Annotated in this window: 23 protein-coding genes; 11 read left to right on the forward strand and 12 right to left on the reverse strand. The window is 69.3% G+C overall.

Annotated features, from left to right (window positions below; genetic code table 11):
- Positions 1-10: 10 nt before the first annotated feature.
- Positions 11-511 carry a DNA topology modulation protein FlaR gene (locus ACQPXB_RS49035; RefSeq protein ID WP_432848943.1) on the forward strand — a complete coding sequence of 167 codons (501 nt, stop codon included), beginning with the start codon at positions 11-13 and terminating at the stop codon, positions 509-511.
- 49 nt (positions 512-560) lie between these two features.
- Positions 561-1,025, forward strand: a complete 465-nt coding sequence (locus ACQPXB_RS49040; protein ID WP_432848945.1) for an FxsA family protein — start codon at positions 561-563, stop codon at positions 1,023-1,025.
- On the opposite strand, the gene ACQPXB_RS49045 is transcribed toward ACQPXB_RS49040, so the two are convergent.
- Genes ACQPXB_RS49045 through ACQPXB_RS49055 form a run of 3 tightly spaced genes read right to left on the reverse strand, consistent with a single transcriptional unit; the run spans position 1,022 to position 3,211 of the window.
- Positions 1,022-1,918, reverse strand: coding sequence for a YDG/SRA domain-containing protein (locus ACQPXB_RS49045; protein ID WP_432848947.1), 897 nt, complete (start codon positions 1,916-1,918; stop codon positions 1,022-1,024). The two genes, ACQPXB_RS49040 and ACQPXB_RS49045, sit on opposite strands and share 4 nt — an antisense overlap.
- A 56-nt stretch (positions 1,919-1,974) precedes the next feature.
- A complete protein-coding gene (locus ACQPXB_RS49050) occupies positions 1,975-2,577 on the reverse strand; it encodes an SCP2 sterol-binding domain-containing protein (protein WP_432848949.1) in 603 nt (200 codons plus the stop codon).
- Between the two features lie 19 nt (positions 2,578-2,596).
- A complete protein-coding gene (locus tag ACQPXB_RS49055; RefSeq protein ID WP_432848952.1) occupies positions 2,597-3,211 on the reverse strand; it encodes an SCP2 sterol-binding domain-containing protein in 615 nt (204 codons plus the stop codon).
- Between the two features lie 117 nt (positions 3,212-3,328).
- On the opposite strand from ACQPXB_RS49055, the gene ACQPXB_RS49060 reads away from it, so the two are divergent.
- Positions 3,329-4,003, forward strand: coding sequence for a TetR/AcrR family transcriptional regulator (locus ACQPXB_RS49060; protein WP_386944048.1), 675 nt, complete (start codon positions 3,329-3,331; stop codon positions 4,001-4,003).
- On the opposite strand, the gene ACQPXB_RS49065 is transcribed toward ACQPXB_RS49060, so the two are convergent.
- Together ACQPXB_RS49065 and ACQPXB_RS49070 are read right to left on the reverse strand one after the other, a co-directional pair.
- Positions 3,992-4,828, reverse strand: coding sequence for a MaoC family dehydratase (locus tag ACQPXB_RS49065; RefSeq protein WP_432848954.1), 837 nt, complete (start codon positions 4,826-4,828; stop codon positions 3,992-3,994). The genes ACQPXB_RS49060 and ACQPXB_RS49065 overlap by 12 nt on opposite strands.
- Before the next feature lies 1 nt (position 4,829).
- Positions 4,830-6,164, reverse strand: a complete 1,335-nt coding sequence (locus ACQPXB_RS49070; protein WP_432848956.1) for a 3-oxoacyl-ACP reductase — start codon at positions 6,162-6,164, stop codon at positions 4,830-4,832.
- A gap of 94 nt (positions 6,165-6,258) precedes the next feature.
- On the opposite strand from ACQPXB_RS49070, the gene ACQPXB_RS49075 reads away from it, so the two are divergent.
- Positions 6,259-7,548 (forward strand): acetyl-CoA C-acetyltransferase, encoded by a 1,290-nt coding sequence (locus tag ACQPXB_RS49075; RefSeq protein WP_366580043.1) that lies wholly within the window; start codon positions 6,259-6,261, stop codon positions 7,546-7,548.
- Positions 7,549-7,584: 36 nt separating this feature from the next.
- On the opposite strand, the gene ACQPXB_RS49080 is transcribed toward ACQPXB_RS49075, so the two are convergent.
- On the reverse strand, positions 7,585-8,088 hold the full coding sequence (locus ACQPXB_RS49080; protein WP_432848959.1) for a DoxX family protein: 504 nt from the start codon (positions 8,086-8,088) through the stop codon (positions 7,585-7,587).
- A gap of 189 nt (positions 8,089-8,277) precedes the next feature.
- On the opposite strand from ACQPXB_RS49080, the gene ACQPXB_RS49085 reads away from it, so the two are divergent.
- The 5 genes from ACQPXB_RS49085 (at position 8,278) to ACQPXB_RS49105 (ending at position 12,853) form a co-directional block, all read left to right on the forward strand.
- Positions 8,278-9,027, forward strand: a complete 750-nt coding sequence (locus ACQPXB_RS49085) for a MerR family transcriptional regulator (protein ID WP_432848961.1) — start codon at positions 8,278-8,280, stop codon at positions 9,025-9,027.
- Positions 9,028-9,793: 766 nt separating this feature from the next.
- A complete protein-coding gene (locus ACQPXB_RS49090) occupies positions 9,794-10,984 on the forward strand; it encodes an AAA family ATPase (protein ID WP_432848963.1) in 1,191 nt (396 codons plus the stop codon).
- A gap of 256 nt (positions 10,985-11,240) precedes the next feature.
- Entirely contained in the window at positions 11,241-11,390 is a 150-nt protein-coding gene (locus tag ACQPXB_RS49095; protein ID WP_162836041.1) for a hypothetical protein, read from the forward strand.
- Between the two features lie 245 nt (positions 11,391-11,635).
- A complete protein-coding gene (locus tag ACQPXB_RS49100) occupies positions 11,636-12,565 on the forward strand; it encodes a bifunctional helix-turn-helix transcriptional regulator/GNAT family N-acetyltransferase (protein ID WP_386944036.1) in 930 nt (309 codons plus the stop codon).
- Positions 12,566-12,853 carry a hypothetical protein gene (locus ACQPXB_RS49105; RefSeq protein ID WP_366580032.1) on the forward strand — a complete coding sequence of 96 codons (288 nt, stop codon included), beginning with the start codon at positions 12,566-12,568 and terminating at the stop codon, positions 12,851-12,853.
- Here ACQPXB_RS49105 and ACQPXB_RS49110 read toward each other — a convergent pair.
- On the reverse strand, positions 12,841-13,410 hold the full coding sequence (locus ACQPXB_RS49110) for a peroxidase-related enzyme (RefSeq protein ID WP_432848966.1): 570 nt from the start codon (positions 13,408-13,410) through the stop codon (positions 12,841-12,843). The genes ACQPXB_RS49105 and ACQPXB_RS49110 overlap by 13 nt on opposite strands.
- Positions 13,411-13,480: 70 nt before the next feature.
- Between ACQPXB_RS49110 and ACQPXB_RS49115 the strand changes: the two genes are divergently transcribed.
- Positions 13,481-14,140, forward strand: a complete 660-nt coding sequence (locus ACQPXB_RS49115) for a hypothetical protein (RefSeq protein WP_432848968.1) — start codon at positions 13,481-13,483, stop codon at positions 14,138-14,140.
- A 3-nt stretch (positions 14,141-14,143) separates the two neighbouring features.
- Here ACQPXB_RS49115 and mctP read toward each other — a convergent pair whose 3' ends face one another.
- Both mctP and ACQPXB_RS49125 read right to left on the reverse strand, forming a co-directional pair.
- Complete coding sequence (gene mctP, locus ACQPXB_RS49120) at positions 14,144-15,805, reverse strand: monocarboxylate uptake permease MctP (RefSeq protein WP_432848970.1); 1,662 nt, start codon at positions 15,803-15,805, stop codon at positions 14,144-14,146.
- Positions 15,802-16,080: a DUF3311 domain-containing protein gene (locus ACQPXB_RS49125; RefSeq protein WP_285971437.1), complete on the reverse strand. Its 279-nt coding sequence runs from the start codon at positions 16,078-16,080 to the stop codon at positions 15,802-15,804. Before ACQPXB_RS49125 ends, mctP begins: the two co-directional genes overlap by 4 nt.
- 373 nt (positions 16,081-16,453) lie before the next feature.
- On the opposite strand from ACQPXB_RS49125, the gene ACQPXB_RS49130 reads away from it, so the two are divergent.
- On the forward strand, positions 16,454-16,729 hold the full coding sequence (locus ACQPXB_RS49130; protein ID WP_386944029.1) for a helix-turn-helix domain-containing protein: 276 nt from the start codon (positions 16,454-16,456) through the stop codon (positions 16,727-16,729).
- Here ACQPXB_RS49130 and ACQPXB_RS49135 read toward each other — a convergent pair.
- Genes ACQPXB_RS49135 through ACQPXB_RS49145 form a run of 3 tightly spaced genes read right to left on the reverse strand, consistent with a single transcriptional unit; the run spans position 16,726 to position 19,273 of the window.
- Positions 16,726-17,301 (reverse strand): EndoU domain-containing protein, encoded by a 576-nt coding sequence (locus tag ACQPXB_RS49135; RefSeq protein WP_366580022.1) that lies wholly within the window; start codon positions 17,299-17,301, stop codon positions 16,726-16,728. The genes ACQPXB_RS49130 and ACQPXB_RS49135 overlap by 4 nt on opposite strands.
- Positions 17,302-17,346: 45 nt before the next feature.
- Positions 17,347-18,624 (reverse strand): DUF6297 family protein, encoded by a 1,278-nt coding sequence (locus ACQPXB_RS49140; RefSeq protein ID WP_432848971.1) that lies wholly within the window; start codon positions 18,622-18,624, stop codon positions 17,347-17,349.
- Between the two features lie 43 nt (positions 18,625-18,667).
- The gene (locus ACQPXB_RS49145) at positions 18,668-19,273 is read right to left on the reverse strand and encodes an ABC transporter ATP-binding protein (RefSeq protein ID WP_432857173.1); all 606 of its coding nucleotides are present in this window, start codon (positions 19,271-19,273) and stop codon (positions 18,668-18,670) included.
- Positions 19,274-19,358 lie beyond the last annotated feature (85 nt).

Genomic DNA, 19,358 nt, shown 5'->3' on the forward strand with positions numbered 1-19,358 from the left:
GGTTCACGCGGTGAAGCGGCGCGTCCTCGTCCTCGGCCCCTCCGGCAGCGGCAAGTCCACCCTCGCCCGGCGCCTCGGCGCGGTGCTGGACGTGCCCGTCGCCCACCTCGACCAGCTGTACTGGCGCCCCGGCTGGGTGCCGGCGCCGCCGGAGGAGTTCCGCGCCGCGCAGGCCGCTGCCGTCGCCACGGACGGCTGGGTGATCGACGGCAACTACAGCTCCGGCTTCGGCCTACGCCTGCCGCTGGCCGACACCGTCGTGTTCCTCGACGTGCCCCGTACGACCAGCCTGCGCCGCGTCCTGCTCCGCCACCTGCGCGAACGCGGCCGCGACACCCAGGCGCCGGGCTGCGTCTCGAAGCTCGACGGCGAGTTCGTGAAGTGGATCTGGAACTGGCCGCGCACACACCGCAGCCGCCTCTTGGCGTCGATGGCCGCGGACGCTCCGCAGGCCCGCCACCACCTGCTGTCTACTCGCGCGGACGTCGCGGCTTTCCTGGCCTCGGTCTAACCGTCTCGCGGGTCGGGAGAAAAACGGACAGCCCGTTCGTTGAGACGGTATGGCTGTCGCGTTCCTGCTCTACGTCATCGCCGAGGTCGCCGCGATCTGGGCCGTGGGCTCCCTGGTGGGCGTCCTCGGCACGATCGCGCTGCTCATCGCGGGCGCCTTCGTGGGCTCCTGGCTCGCCCGCCGCGAGGGCGGCAAGGCGATGCGCGCCTTCGTCACCAAGGCCCAATCGGGCCGCCCCGCCGACAAAGAACTGACCGACGGCATGCTCATCGCCGTGGGCGGCATCCTGATCATGGTGCCGGGGTTCGTGAGCGACCTGCTGGGTCTGTTCGTGCTGCTCCCGCCGTCCCGCGCGCTGGTGCGCCGCTGGTGGCTGCACCGCGCTGAGAAGCGCGCGATCCGGTACGCCAACACCCGCAGCGGCCCGGTGATGGTGGTGGACAGCGAGGTCGTCGCCGAAGATCCTCGGCCGACCACCCACCCGGTGATCGAGGGGCGCATCGTCGAAGGCTAGGACTCCTTGCGTGATTCGCGGCGGTGATTGAGGTACTCATCGCCGATGAGGTGCTCGTCGTCCACGTGGAGCTTCCCCGCAGGGCTACCGTTCAGTACAGCCGGCTCTCCGTTGAGCAGCAAAGATCGGTCCTCCTCCACCGTGAGCGCGCCGCCGTCGAAGAGCACGTGACAGTTCGGGCAGAGGCACAGCAGGTTTTCGACAACATCTTCGCCCTGGTGTAGCCCACCCAACGGTCGGATATGCGCACCTTCGGAATAGCCGCGGTCACCCATGGTGAGACGAGTCCCGCACATCTGGCATGTGTGGTCGTAGAGTTCCTTTACCCAGTCAGCGACGTTCGTGGCGCGAATGATGCGCTGAACGTTGGTGGAGCGCCGCCCCGGAGCAGGATTGCCGATCGGTTGGCCAGCGTGGTGCTCCTCGGGCGAGAGCTTTCCCTCAATCGGCGCGTACGTAGCGTCAACAGCCTTGTCGATCTTCACCATCTCGAATCGACAGACTTTGAACTCACCGTCGTCGGGATAGACCAGCATCGACTCCTCAACGCGGTAGAGCCCGTCGTATCGATATCTGGTGCCTACCTTGCGGATGACCCGGACCGCCATCCCCTGGATCCGACTGGTCTCCAGAGCCGCGTTACCCGGTGAACCGAAGCTCTGGTGTTTGGTCTGCTGACCTGTTGAAGCGTCCCGGCCGCCATGCCCGGTATAGAGAAGCCGCGCGCCCTCATCGACATCGGGATAACCACCAGACACGACAACAGACTGCGCCCCCGTGGCAGCAGTTCCGACGATGCCGGCCTGCAACGCTCGATGTACATAAGCGTCATAGGCTTCCCTGCGGCTGGCGAACAGCGTCCCCTCGGGTACCCCAGCGATCTCACCGAACATGCTGATCACTCTAGGACGCCCCACCGACAAAATCTGCAACTTGCCAATCGTCGTGGCTAGTTGCCAGAGCTCGGCTTCGGGATGTCGAAGTAGCTCGAGAACCGCACCGCCGGGGCGTATTCGCCCTTGACCTTGACGCGGCCCGTCACGAACATGGCCGCGGGGGCGGACGTGCCGGTGGCCATGCGGATGAAGTCGTCGACCGAGAGGGTGAGGGTGGTGTCCGGGGTGCGGGACAGGTCGGTGCTGGAGACGCACGCGCCGGATTCGATGACGGTTTGGAAGCGGTCGTAGCCGTCGGCGTCGGTGCCGCCGGAAAAGCGCCAGGAAACGACGAAGTCGACGTGGCGGGCGCGGTCGGCGCGGAAATGCTCGGACATTCTGCGGAAAATCTCGTCGAGGAAGACCGCGCGTAACTCGGGGTGGTCGGCCAGGGCTTTGAGTTGGTCGCGAGAGGCGCGGTGGACGACGTCCACCAGGGCCTGCGTCGTCAGGCTGCTGAGTTCGATGCCGGCGCCCGCGTTTCCGAGCATGTGCAAGGTTTCCAGGACCTGCACGAACTGCGCGGGCGTGAGCTTGCCGACGTCCAGCTTGCGGGCGAAGCCGTTGACCGCGTGCCCCTCGGAGGCGGCGGAACGGGAACGCGAGAATCGGGACACGAAAACGGAGTCTAACGGCTCAGGCGGGCTTCGGGAGGTCGAAATAGCCGATCAAACCGGCCGCGAATGCGAGGTCGCCTTTCACCTTGATTTTGCCCGTCACGAACAGCACCGCCGGGGTGGCTTGGTGTGTGATGAGACGGAAGAAGTCGACCGGGGACAACGTGATCGTCACGCGCGGGCGGGCGCCCTCGACGGTCCGCGAGACCGTGCACGAGCCGCCGGAGATGGTGGTGGCGTAGCGGTCGTAGCCGCCGGCGCCGGTGCCGCCGGAGAGGCGCCAGTGGATGACCGCTTCGAGAGGCCGGTCGACGCGGAGGTGGGCGCCCATGCGGGCGAAGATCTCGTCGAGGACGCGTTCGCGAAGCTCCAGCGAGGCGACGACGGCCTCCAGCTGCGGCCGGGACGCGCGCGAGACGAGCGTGGCAAAGCGAGCCGGGTCGACCTTGGCCAGGGAGAACGCCGGGGAGTCTTCGGACAGGCGCATCAGCGATTCCAGCAGGCGGCGGAAGTCGTCGCGGCCGAGTTCGCGGGGGTCGATGGCGTCGGCGACGGTGTTGACGTCGAGACCGTCGGGCGCAACGTGGTCGAGGGCGTCGAGCAGGGCCGCGCCGCGCAGGCCGGACAGGTCCATCGCAAAGCCCCTTCCGTGATCTTCCAGCAAAGGCTACCCATGAGTAGGTAAGCGGGCAAGCACGCGCCGACCACGGCGGCAGGTACCGTCTCCTGCTGGCGAGAGGGAGGTCGGAGAGTGCCCGACGAAGATCAGCGCCCGCCCGAGCGGGCCCGGCGGCTGCCGCGCGCCGTGCGTGAGCGGCAGATCCTGGACGCCGCCGTGCGCGTGTTCTCCCGCCACGGTTACCACGCGGCTTCGATGGACGAGATCTCCGACGTCGCCGGCGTCTCCAAGCCGATGATCTACACCTACCTCGGCTCGAAGGAAGACCTGTTCGGCAAGAGCATCCAACGCGAGGCGACGCGCCTGCTCGAGGCCATCCAAGCGGGCGTCCAACCGGATCTGCCGCCGGACATGCAGCTTTGGCACGGGCTGCGCTCGTTCTACCGCTTCGTCGCCGAGTACCGCGAGTCGTGGACCGTGCTGCACCGCCAGGCGCTGACGGTCGGCGGCACGTTCGCCGCGGAGATCACGGCGATGCGCGGGCGGGCGATCGAGCTGGTCGCCGCGCTGGTCGTGTCGGCGGGAACGCGGAAGGGCCTCGGGGAGCAGGCGGAGTTCTCGGGCGCCGGGCTGGCTGCCGCGCTGGTCGGCGCGGCAGAATCGCTGGCCGACTGGGCGCTGGACCACCCGGAGATCTCCGACGGTGTGCTGGCGTCGTGGCTGATGAACCTGGTGTGGCTGGGGTTCAACGACCTCGTCGAAGGTCAGGTCTGGAAGCCGCTGCCCGAAATGAACTCAGAGGGCTGAGATCACGCCGTCCAAGTGTGGCTTGGGTTTCCGGGCATTCCACAGCTCGAACGCCCACCCGTCATCCGTCGGCCAGGCGGTGAAGGCCGCGCGGGCCGGTAGGAGCACGGGCTGCTTGAAGCGGACAGACGCCGTGTACGCGTCGGGTAGGCGGCCCTCGAAGGAGGCCAGGGCGTGGGCCTTCGTCCACATGCCGTGGGCGATGGCGCGGGGGAAGCCGAACAGGCGCGCGGTCAGCGGGTGCAGGTGGATGGGGTTGCGGTCGCCCGAGACGTCGGCGTAGCGGCGGCCGATGTCGCCCGGGACGGTCCACAGGGCGGTCGGCGTCGGGGCGACCAAAGAAGCGTGCGGCTTCGAGGAGCCCGAGGAACCGCCGCGGCGCAGGTAAGTCGACACCTCCGACCACACCAGCTCCGTGCCGGCCCACAGTTCGCTCACCATGTCGAACTGCCGGCCCTTCTCGTGTGGCCGCAGGTTCTCCGCGCGGACGCGCGCGGAAAACGTCTCGGTCAAGGACAGCGGGCGCCGGACCGTGATCGAGTTCGCGACGTGCACCAGGCCGAGCAGCGGGAACGGGAATCCCGGCTCCGTCATCAGCGCCATCTGCAGCCCGAACACCAGCATGTGCGGGTAGCTCGCGGGCAGCACATCCGAATACCGGAACCCGCACACCTGCGCGTACGCAGCGACGTGCTCCGAGGACACCGTGACCGACGGCCGCACCAGCTCGATGTCCGGCAGGGTCGAGCCGCCGCCGCGGCGCAGCAGGGCCTTCGGGTACAGCGTCGCCAGGCTGGGCGCGCTGGTCAGCTCGCGAACGGACATGTCACGCCCCCAGCAGGGCCTGGCCGCACACGCGGACCACGTTGCCGTTGACCGCGGCCGACGCCGGGTTGGCGTACCAGGCGATGGTCTCGGCGACGTCGACCGGCAGGCCGCCCTGGCCGAGGCTCGACAGGCGCCGCCCGGCTTCGCGGATGAACAGCGGGACGGCGGCGGTCATCTTGGTCTCGATGAAGCCCGGCGCGACGGCGTTGATCGTGCCGCCGTACTCCGCGAGCTGTGGCGCGCCGACGTTGACCATGCCGATCACGCCGGCCTTCGACGTCGCGTAATTCGTCTGACCGACGTTGCCGGCGATGCCCGCGATCGACGAAACGCCGATGATGCGGCCGTTTTCGCGCAGGACCTTGTCGGCGAGCAGCTTGTCGTTCACCGCGAGCTGCGCGACGAGGTTCACGGTGAGCACGGCGTCCCAGCCGCCCTCGGTCAGGTTGCCGAGCGTCTTGTCGCGCGTGATGCCGGCGTTGTGCACGACGACGTCGACGCCGCCGTGGCGCGTGGTGAGGTACTCGGCGAGCTTGGCCGGCGCGTCGGCCGTCGTGATGTCCAGCTGCAGCGCGGATCCGGCGACGCGATTGGCCACTGTGGACAGATCGGCGCCCTGAGCCGGGATGTCCAGGGCGACGACGTGGGCACCGTCGCGGGCGAGGGTCTCTGCGATGGCCTCGCCGATGCCGCGCGACGCGCCGGTGACCAGCGCGACCTTGCCCGCCAACGGCTTTTCCCAACTGGCGGGCGCCGTGGCGGAGGTGCCGTGCGTGCCGACGCGGATCACCTGCGCGTCGACGAACGCCGACTTCGCCGACAGCAGGAACCGCACCGTCGACTCGGCCGCGGCTTCGGCGCCTTCGGCCACGTACACGAGTTGCGCCGTGGCGCCGCGCTTCAGCTCCTTGCCCACGGAGCGCACGAAGCCCTCCAACGCCCGTTGCGCGATCCGCTCGCGTCCCTCGACCAGCTCCGGCGGCGTGCCGAACACGACGACCCGGCCCGACGGCCCGACCTTGCGGATCACCGGGTGGAAGAAGCGGTAGACCTCGCGCAGGTCGGCGGGGTCCGTGATGCCGGTGGCGTCGAAGACGAGGGCCGCGTGGCGGTCCGCAGCAGTCGAAAGAACCGCGATGCCGGCATCGTCGAGCTGACTCTTCAGGGTCTTTTCGAGCCGTCCGCCCGGCGCGGCGCCGAGGAGTGCGGGACCCTCGAGTGCGGGCTGGCCGGCGCGGTACCGGCGCAGCGTGGCGGGGTTGGGCAGGCCGAGCTTCGGCACCACGAACTTCCCCACCGGGGTTTTCGTGAACTGCTGGTACCTGTCAGCCATCGAGCGCCTCCCGTGCCGTCTGCGTCACGTCGCAGTCTAACCTACTCGCTAGTAGGTTACAGTGTGAAAGGGACGACTCAGAGAGGTGGACGTCATGGCGACCAGGAAAACCGCCGCGGTCCGCAAGGTCGCGATCATCGGCGGCAACCGCATTCCCTTCGCGCGGTCGAACGGCCCGTACGCGAAGGCGTCGAACCAGGACATGTTCACCGCCGCGCTCGACGGCCTGGTCAGCCGCTTCGCGCTGCAGGACGAGGTGATCGGCGAGGTCGCCGCGGGCGCGGTGCTCAAGCACTCCAAAGACTTCAACCTCGCCCGCGAGAGCGTGCTCGGCAGCCGGCTCTCGGCCGCGACGCCCGCGTCCGACGTCCAGATGGCGTGCGGCACGGGGTTGCAGGCCGTGATCAACGTGGCGCACAAGATCTCGTTGGGGGAGATCGACTCCGCCATCGCGGGTGGCGTGGACACGACGAGTGACGCTCCGCTGGCTGTGAACGCCGACCTGCGCAAGATCCTCGTGCAGCTCAACTCCGCGAAGACGCTGGGCGACCGCCTCAAGCTCCTCACGAAGCTGCGGCCGGGCCAGATCGTGCCCGAGATTCCGCGCAACGCCGAGCCGCGCACCGGCCTGTCGATGGGCGAGCACGCGGCGCTGACGGCGAAGGTCTGGGACGTCACGCGCGAGGCGCAGGACGAGCTCGCCGCCGCCAGCCACCAGCACCTCGCCGCCGCGTACGACCGCGGGTTCTTCGACGACCTCGTGACGCCGTTCCTCAAGCTGGCCAAGGACCAGAACCTGCGGCCGGATTCGACGGTCGAGAAGCTGGCCAAGCTCAAGCCCGTGTACGGCGGCCCGGACGGCACCATGACGGCCGGCAACTCGACGCCGCTGACCGACGGCGCGTCGACCGTGCTGCTCGCGACGGACGAGTGGGCGAAGGCGCACAACCTGCCCGTGCAGGCGTACCTGACGTTCTCGCAGACGGCGGCCGTCGACTACGTCCACGGCGCCGAAGGGCTGCTGATGGCGCCCGCATACGCGGTGCCGCGAATGCTGGAGCGCGCGGGACTTTCCTTGCAGGACTTCGACTTCTACGAGATCCACGAGGCGTTCGCGTCGCAGGTGCTGGCCACGTTGAAGGCGTGGGAGGACCCGGCGTTCGCCAAGGAGAAGCTCGGTCTCGACGCGCCGCTGGGCTCGATCGACCGCGCGAAGCTGAACGTCAACGGCTCGTCGCTCGCCGCCGGGCACCCGTTCGCCGCGACGGGCGGGCGGATCGTGGCGACGCTGGCGAAGCTGTTGCACGAGAAGGGATCCGGGCGTGGCCTGATCTCGATCTGCGCGGCCGGCGGCCAGGGTGTGACGGCGATTCTGGAGAAGTGACGATGCGGGCCCCCTGGTGTGGGGGCCCGCCTGTCGTCAGCTGAGCTGCTTTTCGGCCTTCTTGCTGAGCTTTTCGGCCTGCTTGCCGGCCTGCTTCGCGGCGCGGCGAGCGCGCCAGCCGAGCGACGGCTTGCCCGCCGTGTCGCTCGCGGCCAGCAGCAGGCCGCCGGCGATGCCCGCGTTCTTGAGGAACTGCACCTGCTGCGCCTGCCGCTCGGCGGGGTCCTTGATCTCCCAGAACCGGTGCGCGGCGGCCGTCGTGGGCACGAGCGTGCCCAGCAACGCGAGCGACGCCAGCCGCGGCGCCTTGCCCGCCGCGAGCGCGAGGCCGGCCGCGATCTTCACGGCGGCGTCGATGCGCACGAGCGTGGCGGGGTCGCGCGGCACCTGCTCGGGGACGAGGCCCTCGACCTTGTCGAACGTCTCGGTGAGGAACGGCTCGATCGCCTTCGCGTGCCCTTGGGTGTCGCGGAGCATGCCGATACCGCCGTAGATGAACATCGACGCGAGCAGTGGACGGGCCACCCGGCGCAGTATCACGGTCGTCGCCTTTCCTGCGAGGTCTTCGGTGCTGGTCGAACCTACAACCGGGATTCCCCGCCGGAGGGTCGCCGAACCGCGCTAGCGTCGCCTAGGTGTCTATCGTGTTTTTACTAGATTTACTTAGAGGGCGTTAGCGGCTCCGTCTTGCTTGACCTTGACGCTGCGTCAACTTCTACCGTTGACGGCATGGAGTGGTCGATCCAGGACATCGCCCGAGCGGCGGGCACGACCAGCCGGACGCTGCGGCACTACGACGCCGTCGGGCTGCTCGCACCCAGCCGCATCGGCGGCAACGGCTACCGCTACTACGACTCGGCTGCCCTGGTGCGGCTGCAGCGGATCCTGTTGCTGCGTGAGCTCGGCCTGGGGCTGCCCGCAATCGCTTCCGTGCTCGACGGCGAGCGCGACAGCGTTGTCGCCTTGTCGACGCACCTCGCGTTGCTGGAACAGGAGCGGGCGCGGATCGGGCGGCAGATCGACTCCGTGCGGACCACGTTGAGAAAACTGGAGGGAGGTGAACCACTCATGGCGGAGGAAGTTTTCGACGGCTTCGACCACACAGTGCACGAGGCTGAGGTGACGTCCCGTTGGGGCGCTTCGGCTTACCGCATCGGTGACCGGTGGTGGCGGTCGTTGTCGGCTTCGGAGCGTACGACGCACCAGCGGGAACAGGGCGAGATCGCGGCCGCTTTCGGGGCGGCGCGGGCTGCGGGGTGGTCGGTTGAGTCTGCCGAGGCGCAGGCGATCGTGGGCCGGCTCCACGCCTGGCTGCGGCCGGCGGTGAAGACGGTGTCGCGCGGGTACTTCGCGGGGCTGGGGCAGTTGTACGTCGACGATCCGCGGTACGGGTCCTACGACGCCGACTTCGGCCCCGGAACGGCGGCGTACATCCGGGACGCGATGCGGATCTATGCGGAACGGAACCTGACGGAGTAGGGCGACGTCGGAGTGAGCGCTGGGGGTGGGGATGGTCGGGGCTGCAGACCCGCCCATCCCTCTGGCTTGGGTTGGTCGGTGTTGGCGAGTGGTCCAGTGGCGCCTGCTGGACTGGCACGACCGGTCTCTTCGTGACCGGTCCAGTGGCGCCCTTGGGCCCGGCACGACCGGTCCCCTCGCGCCGCGCGCAGACGCGAACGGACCCCTCGTGCGGCGTCGGTGCGAACGGTCCAGTCGCACCCCTCGCACCGGCACGAAAGGTGACTTCGCGCGACGCGATGGCAATGAACGGTCCACTCGCACACGCAACACGACGCGAAAAGTCCCCTCTCGCGCCAAGGGAACGGCGAACGGTCCAGCCGTCCCGGCCGACCGGGCACGAACAGTCCCCTCGCGCCGCGCACTGACGCGAACGGTCCTCTCGTGCACGCGGCCGAGGGCGAAGAGTCCGTTCGCTGCGGAACCGGTGCAGGCGGACCCGTCCCGTGGCGGCGTGGGCCCCTAGGGTCCACTCGGGCATTTCGCCCGATGCGACGGGTCTGTCGGGAGGGGCGCCGGTGCGAACGGTCCGTTCGCGTGCGGGCGTGGTGTGAGGGGTCCGTTCGCGCTCCGAGGCCGGCGCGAAGGGGACGGTCGCGAGGCCGGGGCGGGGGCGAGGGGACCGGTCGTGCAGAGCAAACGGCCGCAGCGCGGCGAGGGGCGACACGCGCTAGCGGGATATGGCGCAATATCGGGCCCACGCTAGATAGGCCGATACGGTGGCAGAGTGGACCCCATCCGCAATCCGTTCGCGCCCGGGGCTGGGCAGCGGCCGCCTGAGTTGGCGGGGCGGGAGCGTGAGCTTGGGGCGTTCGAGGTGGTCCTGGAGCGCGTCGCGAGGGGGCGGCCGGAGCGGAGTCTGGTGTTGACCGGGCTGCGGGGCGTGGGGAAGACCGTACTGCTCGGGGAGTTGCGGTCGATGGCCATCCGGCACGGGTGGGGTGCCGGGAAGATCGAGGCGCGGCCGGATGCGGAGCTCAGGAGGCCATTGTCGGCTGCGCTGCACCGGGCGATTCGGGATCTCGCGGTCCGGCACCGGGCGCCGGATCGGGTTGAGGAGGTCCTGGGGGTGCTGAAGGCGTTCGCGTTGAAGGCGAACAAGGCCGACGCGAAGCTGAGGGATCGGTGGCAGCCCGGGATCGAGGCGCCGGCCGCGCAGGGGCGGGCCGATTCCGGGGACATCGAGATCGATCTCGTGGAGCTGTTCACCGACGTCGCCGACCTGGCCGCCGACGTGGGCACCGGGGTGGCGCTCCTGATCGACGAGATCCAGGATCTGCAGCCCGACGACGTTTCGGCTCTGTGCGCCGCGTGCCATGAGCTGTCGCAGTCCGGGGCGCCGCTGGTGGTGGTCGGGGCTGGACTGCCGCATGTACCGGCCGTGTTGAGTGCGTCGAAGTCTTACTCGGAACGGTTGTTCCGCTACGCGCGGATCGATCGGCTGAGCCGCGAGGACGCCGACTTCGCCGTGATGGCGCCGATCGAGCGCGAGGAAGCCGGCATCGAGCCCGAGGCGCTCGACGCGCTGTTCGACGCGTCCGGCGGCTACCCCTACTTCATCCAGGCCTACGGCAAAGCGGCGTGGGACGCCGCGCCCGCGGATCCGATCACGGTGAAGGACGTGCAGGTCGCGGCGCCCGAGGCGGAGTCCGAGCTGGCCGTGGGGTTCTTCGGCTCACGCTACGAGCGCGCGACGCCCGCCGAGCGCGAGTACCTGCTCGCGATGGCCGAGCTGACCCAAGGCCGCGACGAGGCCGCCGGCACCGCCGACGTGGCCGTCTACCTGGGTCGCAAGCCCTCCTCGCTGTCGCCGGCGCGCGACAGCCTCATGAAGAAGGGCCTGGTCTACTCCGCCGAACGCGGGCAGATCGCCTTCACGGTGCCCCACTTCGGGCACTACCTGCTCGGCCGCGACTGAGCGCCGTCTTCCCCTCGCTACCGCTGTATGACGCTGCCTAGCGGTATCTAGCAATAACGCTAGACAAGCCGATACGCCGCTAGGCCGTTACCGCAAAGTGACCCGGGACACGCGATTTGTCCGGCGTAAACCAGGACACTGCCGATGATTCATCGGCAAGTAAGCCACATCACCGCTGATTCGTTGGAATCCATGTGAAAAAAGGCGCATACTAGAGACACAGCCACCGAGAACCTCCAAAGGGGATGCAGAAACAATGAGCAACATCGCCGCCAAGCTCCGTGCTCGTCGCGCCGAGGCTCGTACTCGCCGGGCACTGAACCGGGCGATCGACACCGCGGCCACCTCGACGGTGCGCCAGGAGCTCATCGCCCTCGCCCAGGCGCGTCAGCCGTTCATGCGCTGACCCAGCCGTAACTGGTTAGTGTGTCACTCACATGAGTGACCTAGACCACAAAGTGCTGTGGGTGTAACGCCGCGACTCGCGGCATCGATACCCACTACGACCCCGTGATGCTGGCGGACCCCCGACCTGGCAGCATCACGGGGTTTCCATATGTCTGGACCCTTTGTCCGATTCCCCGAAACCCTTGCGCGAACCGGCTTGCGGCGCGATGCTTGACTCCGTCAACGATTTGGTTGAGGTGGTCAATGAACGACGTGAGCCTGGCCGAGCGCGTTGCCACCGTGCGCGCGTTCAACCGCCTGTACACCGGGGTGATCGGCGTCCTCGACGAAGGACCGGCCGACGCCGAATATTCGCTGAGTGAAGCGCGGGTGCTGTTCGAGGTCGCCCAACAAACCGAGCTCCACGTGAGTGACCTGCGTAAACGCCTCGATCTCGACGGCGGCTACGCGAGCAGGCTGCTCGGCCGCCTCGAGAGCCGCGGGCTGGTCCTCCGCGAGCGCAGCGGCGAAGACGCCCGCCGCCAGATCGTGCGCCTGACCGACGCCGGCCGAGAGGCGTTCGCCGACCTCGACGGCCGCTCGGTGCGCCAGATCGGCGGCCTCCTCGAACGCTTCCCCGACGAAGACCAGCGCCGCCTGCTCGGCGCGATGGGGACCATCACGCAGCTCGTCGGTGAGAAAGCCACCGACCCCACGCTCGTGTTGCGCACCCCGCGACCGGGCGACCTCGGCTGGGTGGTCCACCGCCACGGCACCCTCTACGCCCGCGAGTACGGCCTCGACGAACGCTTCGAAGCCCTCGTCGCCCGCGTGGTCGCCGATTTCGCCGACCACCGCGACGACCCGCGCCAGGCCGCGTGGATCGCGGAGCTCGCCGGCGAACGCGTCGGCAGCATCTTCTGCATGCCGAGCGCGGACGAACGCACGGCCAAACTCCGCCTCCTGCTGCTCGAACCCGCCGCCCGCGGCCACGGCGTGGGCAAACGGCTCGTGCACGAATGCGTCGAGTTCGCCCGCGGCCGCGGCTACGCGGCCATGGAGCTCTGGACGCTCTCGGCCCTCGACGCCGCCCGCGGCATCTACCGCAGCGCCGGGTTCGAACTCCAGACCGCCGAACCCACCCGCGACTTCGGCCCGCCGGTCACCGGCGAGACCTGGCGGATGGAGCTTTAGATGTTCGTCGTCTACTGCGCCGTCTGCGATCGCCGCACCCTGCTCGGCGTCGACGAGGTCGAGTGGGTCGAGAACCTCACGCGCGGCATGATCTCCGTGTCCGGCCACTGCCCGCGCGGCCACGACGTGGTGATCCTGACCGGCGACGCGTTCACCCCGCACGAAGACCCGCGCTACTTCGGGCCGGCGCCGCGCATCTGGACCAAACCGATGAACAAGCTGCGCTCCTGGCTGCGCGGCCACTTCGAGGTGAGCCGCGACCTGCCCGGCCCGTTCTACCGCTTCTGACGCCCCATCAGGAAGAACTCCGGGTTCGGCTTCAGCGCGGTGAGGTGCGCCAGCCGGTTCGACATCGCGAACAGTGCCGTGATCGCGCCGACGTCCCAGATCTCGTCCTCGGTCAGCCCCGCGTCGCGCGCCGCCTCGAGATCGGCTTCGCCGAACAGGGCGGAATCCTGCGCCAGCGCCAGCGCGAGGTCGACGATCGCCCGGCCGCGCTCGTCCAGCTCCACCTGCCACGGGTTCGCCGCGACGCGGTCGGACAGCTCCGGGTCCTTCGCGCGGATCCGCAGGATCGCCCCGTGCGCGACGATGCAGTAAGTGCAGTGGTTCGCCCCCGACGTCGCGACGACCACCAGTTCGCGCTCGGCCTTCGTCAAGCCGTCTTCGCGCTCCATCAACGCATCGTGGTAGTCCATGAACGCCCGCAGCTCCGTCGGCCGGTGGCCCAGCGCGCGGAAGATGTTCGGCGTGAAGCCGGATTTCTCCGCGATCGCGGCCACCCGCGCGCGCAGGTCTTCGGGCAGGTCTTCGAGTTCGGTCACGGGGAACCGGCTGTCGCTCATAGCCCCACGCTAACGCCAAACACGCCACCCTTGGCACCACGCGTTCACCCGGGTGGAGTTTGCTTACCCCGTGAACTGGACCGCATACGTGGACCGTTACTGCGAACGCCTCGCGCCCGGGCTGTGGGGCGAGCCGCTGAACGACGTCACCAACCTGGCGTTCCTCGTGTCCGCGATCGCCGTGTGGTGGCGCGCCGACGGGCGGCGGACCGGGCGGACGCTCGCGGTGCTCGTCGGGCTGGTGTTCCTGGCCAGCACGGTGTTCCACCTGCTCGCGACACGCTGGGGCGGGGCCGCCGACTCCGGCTTCATCCTCGCGTTCGTGCTCTACTACGCCGCGAAGTTCCCCCACGTTTTCCTCGGCGTCAGGCCGAAATGGTCCTGGCTCGCCGCGCCCGCGTTCGTGGTGCTCACGGCCGCGCTGGCGGCGCTCGGCGGTGGGCTGTACCTGCCGGCACTGATCGGGCTGGCGGTGTTCGCCTGCGTGCTCGCGTACGCGCGCGACCCGTACTGGACGCACTTCGCCGTGGCGGGTGCGGTGTTCGCGCTGTCGCTGGCGTTCCGCACCATCGACGGCGTCGTGTGCGGGGATTTCCCCGTCGGCACGCACTTCCTGTGGCACCTGCTCAACGCCGTGGTGCTCTACGTGGTGTCGAACGCGATGATCGGCAAAGAGAAAGCCCCCTCGCCGGAACCGAATCCGGCGAAGGGGCCGTCCACAGTGGACTAGAACTCAGTGCACGCCGATGGGCCGCAGGTCCTTGTCGTGCTCGTCCGCGTGGTAGTCCTCCGGCTGGGTCTCGTCGACGCCGGGGTTCCACTTCGCCGCGTGCGCGATGGCCGAGACGATCACGGCGACCAGGATGTTGGCGATCAGCGCCACGAAGCCCGGGTAGATCTGCACCGTTGCCAGGCCGGTGCCCGAGAACGGGTGCCAGCCGAAGATCGACAGGTTGCCCATCGCGAGCGCCGAGCCGCCGAAGTGCAGCTTTCCGTTGGCGGGGTTGGGGATCCCGTACAGCATGATCAGGCCCCAGCCCATGCCCACGACCCAGCCGGCGATGAGGCCGGCCTTGTGCAGCCACCGCGTGTACAGCGCGAGCGCCACGGCCGGCAGCGTCTGCAGGATCAGGACACCGCCGATGAGCTGCAGGTCGATGGAGAACTGCGGGTCGATCAGGATGATCACCAGCACCGCGCCGAGCTTCACGATCAGCGACGCGAGCTTGGCCTGCTTGGCTTCCTGCTTCGGCGTCGCGTTCTTGCGGATGTACTCCTTGTAGATGTTGCGCGTCCACAGGTTCGCCGCGGCGATCGACATGATCGCGGCCGGCACCAGCGCGCCGATGCCGATCGCGGCGAACGCGATGCCGGCGAACCAGTGCGCGAACTGCGAGTCGAACAGCAGCGGGACGATCGTGTTGCCGTCGGGCTTGCCGGTGGCGTTGTTGGTCAGCGGCTTCACGCCGGCGCTGATGGCGACGTACCCGAGCAGCGCGAGCAGGCCGAGCACCAGCGAGTACGCGGGCAGGGCGACCATGTTGCGCTTGATCACGTTGCGCCCGCGCGAGGCGAGCACGCTCGTGAGCGAGTGCGGGTAGAGGAACAGCGCGAGCGCCGAACCGAGGGCCAGCGTGGCGTACTGCAGCTGGTTCGTCGACGTCAGCACGATCGAGCCCGCCGGCTTGCCCGTGGCCGGGCTCGGCGTGGCCAGCTTCGTCGCCGCCTGGTTGAAGATGTGGTCCCAGCCGCCGAGCTTCGAAGGCAGGTACACGATCGCCACGATGATCACGATGTAGATCAGGATGTCCTTGACGAACGCGATCAGCGCCGGCGCGCGCAGGCCCGACTGGTACGTGTACAGCGCCAGGATCAGGAACGCGACCAGCAGCGGCAGGTGCCCGACGATGCCGGAGCCGTTGATGCCCATCGTGCGCAGCACGGCCTCGAGGCCCACCAGCTGCAGCGCGATGTAGGGCATGGTCGCGACGATGCCGGTGATGGCGATGAGGAACGCGAGCGTCGGCGAACCGAAGCGGCCGCGCACGAAGTCGGCCGGCGTCACGTAGCCGCGCGAACGGCTGACGGACCACATGCGCAGCGCCGGCAGCAGCACGATCGGGTAGACGACGATCGTGTAGGGCAGCGCGTACATGCCGAGCGCGCCGGCGCTGAACACCAGCGCGGGCACGGCGACGAACGTGTACGCCGTGTAGAGGTCACCGCCGAGCAGGAACCACGTGATCCACGCGCCGAACTTGCGGCCGCCGAGGCCCCACTCGTCGAGGTGGTCGAGGTTCGCGCCGGCCTTCCAGCGCGACGCGACGAACCCGAGCACGGTGACGAGCGCAAAGAGGATGATGAAGATGGTCAGCTGGACCCACTGGATGGTCATCGGCTCTCACCCTCGTCGAGGTCGTCCACGCTCAGCTTGTCCGGCTCGTCGGTGGTCGGCTCCTTGCGGGTCGCCCAGTAGACGATGCCGGTGCACAGCACGCCTGCGGCGACGAACACGAGCTGGAACCAGTAGAAGAACGGCATGCCGAAGAGCCGGGGGCCGTCGAAGTTGAACAACGGCGTGACCAGGATCAACAGCGGGACGATCAGCAACAGGTTCCACGGGCTGAACTGGAACCCGCGCACCCGCCCGTCCGGTTTTGTTGTGGACATCGGGACCTCACCTAACACTCACGCAACACGCGACGGGCCTGACCCTAGAACTTCGGCCACACGGGCGTCACGTGAACGGCACAACGATTTGATCAGCCCAGGTCAACGACTTGGGAACGGTCTTCGGGGCCGTTTCCAGGGCACTTGCGCCGACCCGGTCAATCCGGCCTTCGGGGGACGAAGTGTCCGGATCCGAGCTGTGGACAACCTCGTGGACAGCTGCCTGGGGACGGTTTCGGCGTTGATCTAGGGGCTGTGGGCGCCCGGCTCGGCGTCGCCCAGGTGTTGTGGTTGCGTGGCTCGCGGCGGTTTCCACACCTTGTGCACAGAGTTGTCCACAGGCAGTGGACAACTTTCGACTAGACTGCGAGGCATGGTTCGGGTGCCGTTGACGGACGAAGAGCGCTCCCGCGGTGAGCGCCTCGGGGTGGCGCTGCGCGCTGCCCGCGCGGGCCGCAGCATGGTCGACGTCGCGGCCGAGGCCGGGATCTCGGTGGAGACGCTGCGGAAGATCGAGACCGGGCGCATCCCGACGCCGGCGTTCTTCACGGTCTCGGCGATCGCCGAGGCGGTGGGGGTGCCGCTGGACGTGCTGCGGACGGCGTGCGAGGAGCCGGACCCCGCGTTCAAGATGTCGCAGGCCAGCTAGGCGCGCAGCTTCGCGAGGATGTGCTCCCGGTCGTTGATGAACGCGCACGCGCGCACCGGGAGGTCGAAGGAGTTCAGGAGCTTCTCGAGGTCCGAGGTCTCGTCCGGGTTGAGCGGCACGTCGGCGATGGTGATGTGGGCGGCGAGGGTGTCGGTGAGCTCTTCCCATTCGCCGGCCCACTGCAGCGTGCGGTAGTGCGCCAGGTCCTCGGGCGGGAGTCGGTCGGACAGCAGGTCGAGCAGGCTGTCGGTGAAGTAGCTGATGCGGTTCTCGGCGCGGTCGGCCACCGTCGGGTTCGCGGGGTCGCGCGCGGTGTCCGGGTTGCGGATCACGCCGTCGCCGGCGATGGGGTATCCCGTGTGGACGAAGCCCTCCGGGTCGACGAGCACCACGACCTGCACGCCGTAGCGTTCGCCGACGCAGCGCCAGCGGCCGTTGTACTGCCGGGTGCGGGGTTCGCTCGGATCGTTGGCGACGTCCTTGATCACCGCGATGATCTGCTCGTCGCTCCAGCCGGGTGGGAACTCGCTGGTTGCCCGGCGGCCGGTGCCCGGAGCGTGTCCACCGCCCACGTGAACTCCTCTCGTCCGGTGGGAGCCTAACCCGCCGGACGCGGGTCAGCCGAGCAGTGAGAGCGCCGCGATTCCGACCACCAGGAGGTCCGGTCCACGGAAGAGCTGGCGGGCGAGGTTGGCGGGCAGCGGACCGGCCGGGGTGTCGACGAATCCGGCGCTGCTGTAGTCCACCGGCTTGCGCGTGACCGTGCGCAACACCGACAGCACAGCGAGTGCCACGGTGACCCACGACCGCGCGTCGACCGACGTGCCGAGCGCCGCGAGCGCGGCTGCGAGCAGCGCCGACCACACGACGGCGACGACGGTGAGCACGACGCCGTGGGCGACGACGAGCTCGGAATCCGTGGAGCCGAGCCAACGCCGGCGGCCGGGGTTGCGCCACAGCACGCCGAGCCCGGCGCCGAACGGGGTCAGCGCGACGTAACCCGCGAGGCCCACGAGCACGGAACCCGGCAACGTCGGCACGGCCACGTGTCCCACCGCGACGGCGAGCGCGACGAGCAGCAGCATCCCCGCGTAGCGCGAACGACCGGCGATACCCGCGACGGCCAGCCTCAGCGGCGTCGGCCGGCCCAGCGACCACCGGCCCGACGCCGTGGCCTCGGGCAGCATCATCATCGGGTCGAGGAACGTGACGGCGACCGAGCGCAGCACGCGCGCGTTCCAGCCGTCCAGCAGGATCGCCCGGCCCGCACGCGTGACCGGTTCACCGCCGAACGACAACGCGACGGCGCACAACAGGATGCCGCCGCCCGCGTACTGCACCGCGACGGGCCCGAGGTGCGCGGCCGCGACCACGACACCCAGCACGGCCAGCAGCACCGGCCCGGCGGTGTCGATTCGCAACGCCGTGCGCCGCGCGGTCGCGAACACCAGGACCGCGCTGCTCACGACCAGGGCGAGCGCCGCGCGCCACAGGTCCAGCGAGCTGCCGCCCACGGCCAGCATCAGCCCGGCGAGGTAGGCGACGACGATGACGAAGCCGGTCAGGCCGCCCGCCAGCCGCGCCGCCACGACTCGACGGCGGTCGACCTGGGCGAAGTCCATCCACGTGAGTTCGGCCGGTTCGGTCCAGACGAAGCCCCGCCGGAGCAGGCTTCGCCAGCCGACGGCGCAGCAGAGCGTGACCAGGCCGAGCACGGCGGGGTAGTCCACAGGGGACGGTCCGAAAAGGACTCGATGCCAGGCCTCGGTGCGGAAGAACGCGGTGAAGAGGAAGCCGACGCCGAAGATGAGGACAAAGGTGGCGCTGTCGCCGCTGAAGATCCCGCCGAAGCGCTTCCGGCCGGGGACGCGCAGGCGGGTGGCGAGGGCTACCACGGGAGGGCCCCGCTCTCGGCCGCGCACGCGGGGCAGGTCGAGGTCACCACAGTTCGAGGACGCTGTCGGCCGCGTCGAGGAGGGGTTGGTGGTGGGTGGCGACCACGACGGCGGCGCCGGAGGACGTGGAGCGTTTGATGAGGTCCACGAGCCAGTCCTTGCCCGCGGTGTCGAGGGCGCGTTCGGGTTCGTCCAGGAGCAGGACCTTGTGCGCGCGGGCTGTGACGCCGAGCAGCAGCAGGCGGCGGCGCTGGCCGGCGGAGAAGTGGCCGGCGGTGACGCGGGCGCGGTCGGCGAGGCCGGCGTCGGCCAGCAGCGCGTCGAAGTCGCCCAGATCGACTCCGAAGGAGCCGGCCAGGAGTTCCAGGTGCTGCATCGGCGTGAGCTCCGCGAAGAAGTCGGAGTCGTCGAAGAGCACGGAGACCTTGCGGCGGAAGGCGACGCTGCGTTCGTCGGGCTTTTCGCCGTCGATGCGGACGCGGCCGCGCTGGGGTTCCTGCATGCCGTACAGGCAGCGGAGCAGGGTGGACTTGCCGACGCCGTTGGGGCCGACCAGCACGGCGCACTCGCCGGGGTCGACGGAGAAGTCCAGGTCGTCGAGCAGCCACAGGTCGCCGGCCTTCACGCCGAGGCCGCGGGCGTCGATGATCATCGGCGGGACCACCGGTGCGCGAACGCTTGCATGCGGCTCACGCTACCGGGCGCCGCCGACGATCTTGGGGCCACGGGCAGCA

This window comes from Amycolatopsis sp. CA-161197, assembly GCF_050942255.1.
In the GTDB taxonomy this organism is placed as follows: domain Bacteria; phylum Actinomycetota; class Actinomycetes; order Mycobacteriales; family Pseudonocardiaceae; genus Amycolatopsis.

Excerpts from the sequence above, each read along its gene's own strand:
- ACQPXB_RS49125 (WP_285971437.1), bottom strand. The coding sequence starts at position 16,080 with ATGTCCACAACAAAACCGGACGGGCGGGTGCGCGGGTTCCAGTTCAGC.
- ACQPXB_RS49065 (WP_432848954.1), bottom strand. The coding sequence starts at position 4,828 with ATGTCCGTTCGCGAGCTGACCAGCGCGCCCAGCCTGGCGACGCTGTAC.
- ACQPXB_RS49105 (WP_366580032.1), top strand. The coding sequence starts at position 12,566 with ATGTTCGTCGTCTACTGCGCCGTCTGCGATCGCCGCACCCTGCTCGGC.
- ACQPXB_RS49085 (WP_432848961.1), top strand. The coding sequence starts at position 8,278 with ATGGAGTGGTCGATCCAGGACATCGCCCGAGCGGCGGGCACGACCAGC.
- ACQPXB_RS49070 (WP_432848956.1), bottom strand. The coding sequence starts at position 6,164 with ATGGCTGACAGGTACCAGCAGTTCACGAAAACCCCGGTGGGGAAGTTC.
- ACQPXB_RS49130 (WP_386944029.1), top strand. The coding sequence starts at position 16,454 with ATGGTTCGGGTGCCGTTGACGGACGAAGAGCGCTCCCGCGGTGAGCGC.
- ACQPXB_RS49100 (WP_386944036.1), top strand. The coding sequence starts at position 11,636 with ATGAACGACGTGAGCCTGGCCGAGCGCGTTGCCACCGTGCGCGCGTTC.
- ACQPXB_RS49040 (WP_432848945.1), top strand. The coding sequence starts at position 561 with ATGGCTGTCGCGTTCCTGCTCTACGTCATCGCCGAGGTCGCCGCGATC.
- ACQPXB_RS49075 (WP_366580043.1), top strand. The coding sequence starts at position 6,259 with ATGGCGACCAGGAAAACCGCCGCGGTCCGCAAGGTCGCGATCATCGGC.
- mctP (WP_432848970.1), bottom strand. The coding sequence starts at position 15,805 with ATGACCATCCAGTGGGTCCAGCTGACCATCTTCATCATCCTCTTTGCG.
- ACQPXB_RS49110 (WP_432848966.1), bottom strand. The coding sequence starts at position 13,410 with ATGAGCGACAGCCGGTTCCCCGTGACCGAACTCGAAGACCTGCCCGAA.
- ACQPXB_RS49045 (WP_432848947.1), bottom strand. The coding sequence starts at position 1,918 with ATGTTCGGTGAGATCGCTGGGGTACCCGAGGGGACGCTGTTCGCCAGC.
- ACQPXB_RS49095 (WP_162836041.1), top strand. The coding sequence starts at position 11,241 with ATGAGCAACATCGCCGCCAAGCTCCGTGCTCGTCGCGCCGAGGCTCGT.
- ACQPXB_RS49055 (WP_432848952.1), bottom strand. The coding sequence starts at position 3,211 with ATGGACCTGTCCGGCCTGCGCGGCGCGGCCCTGCTCGACGCCCTCGAC.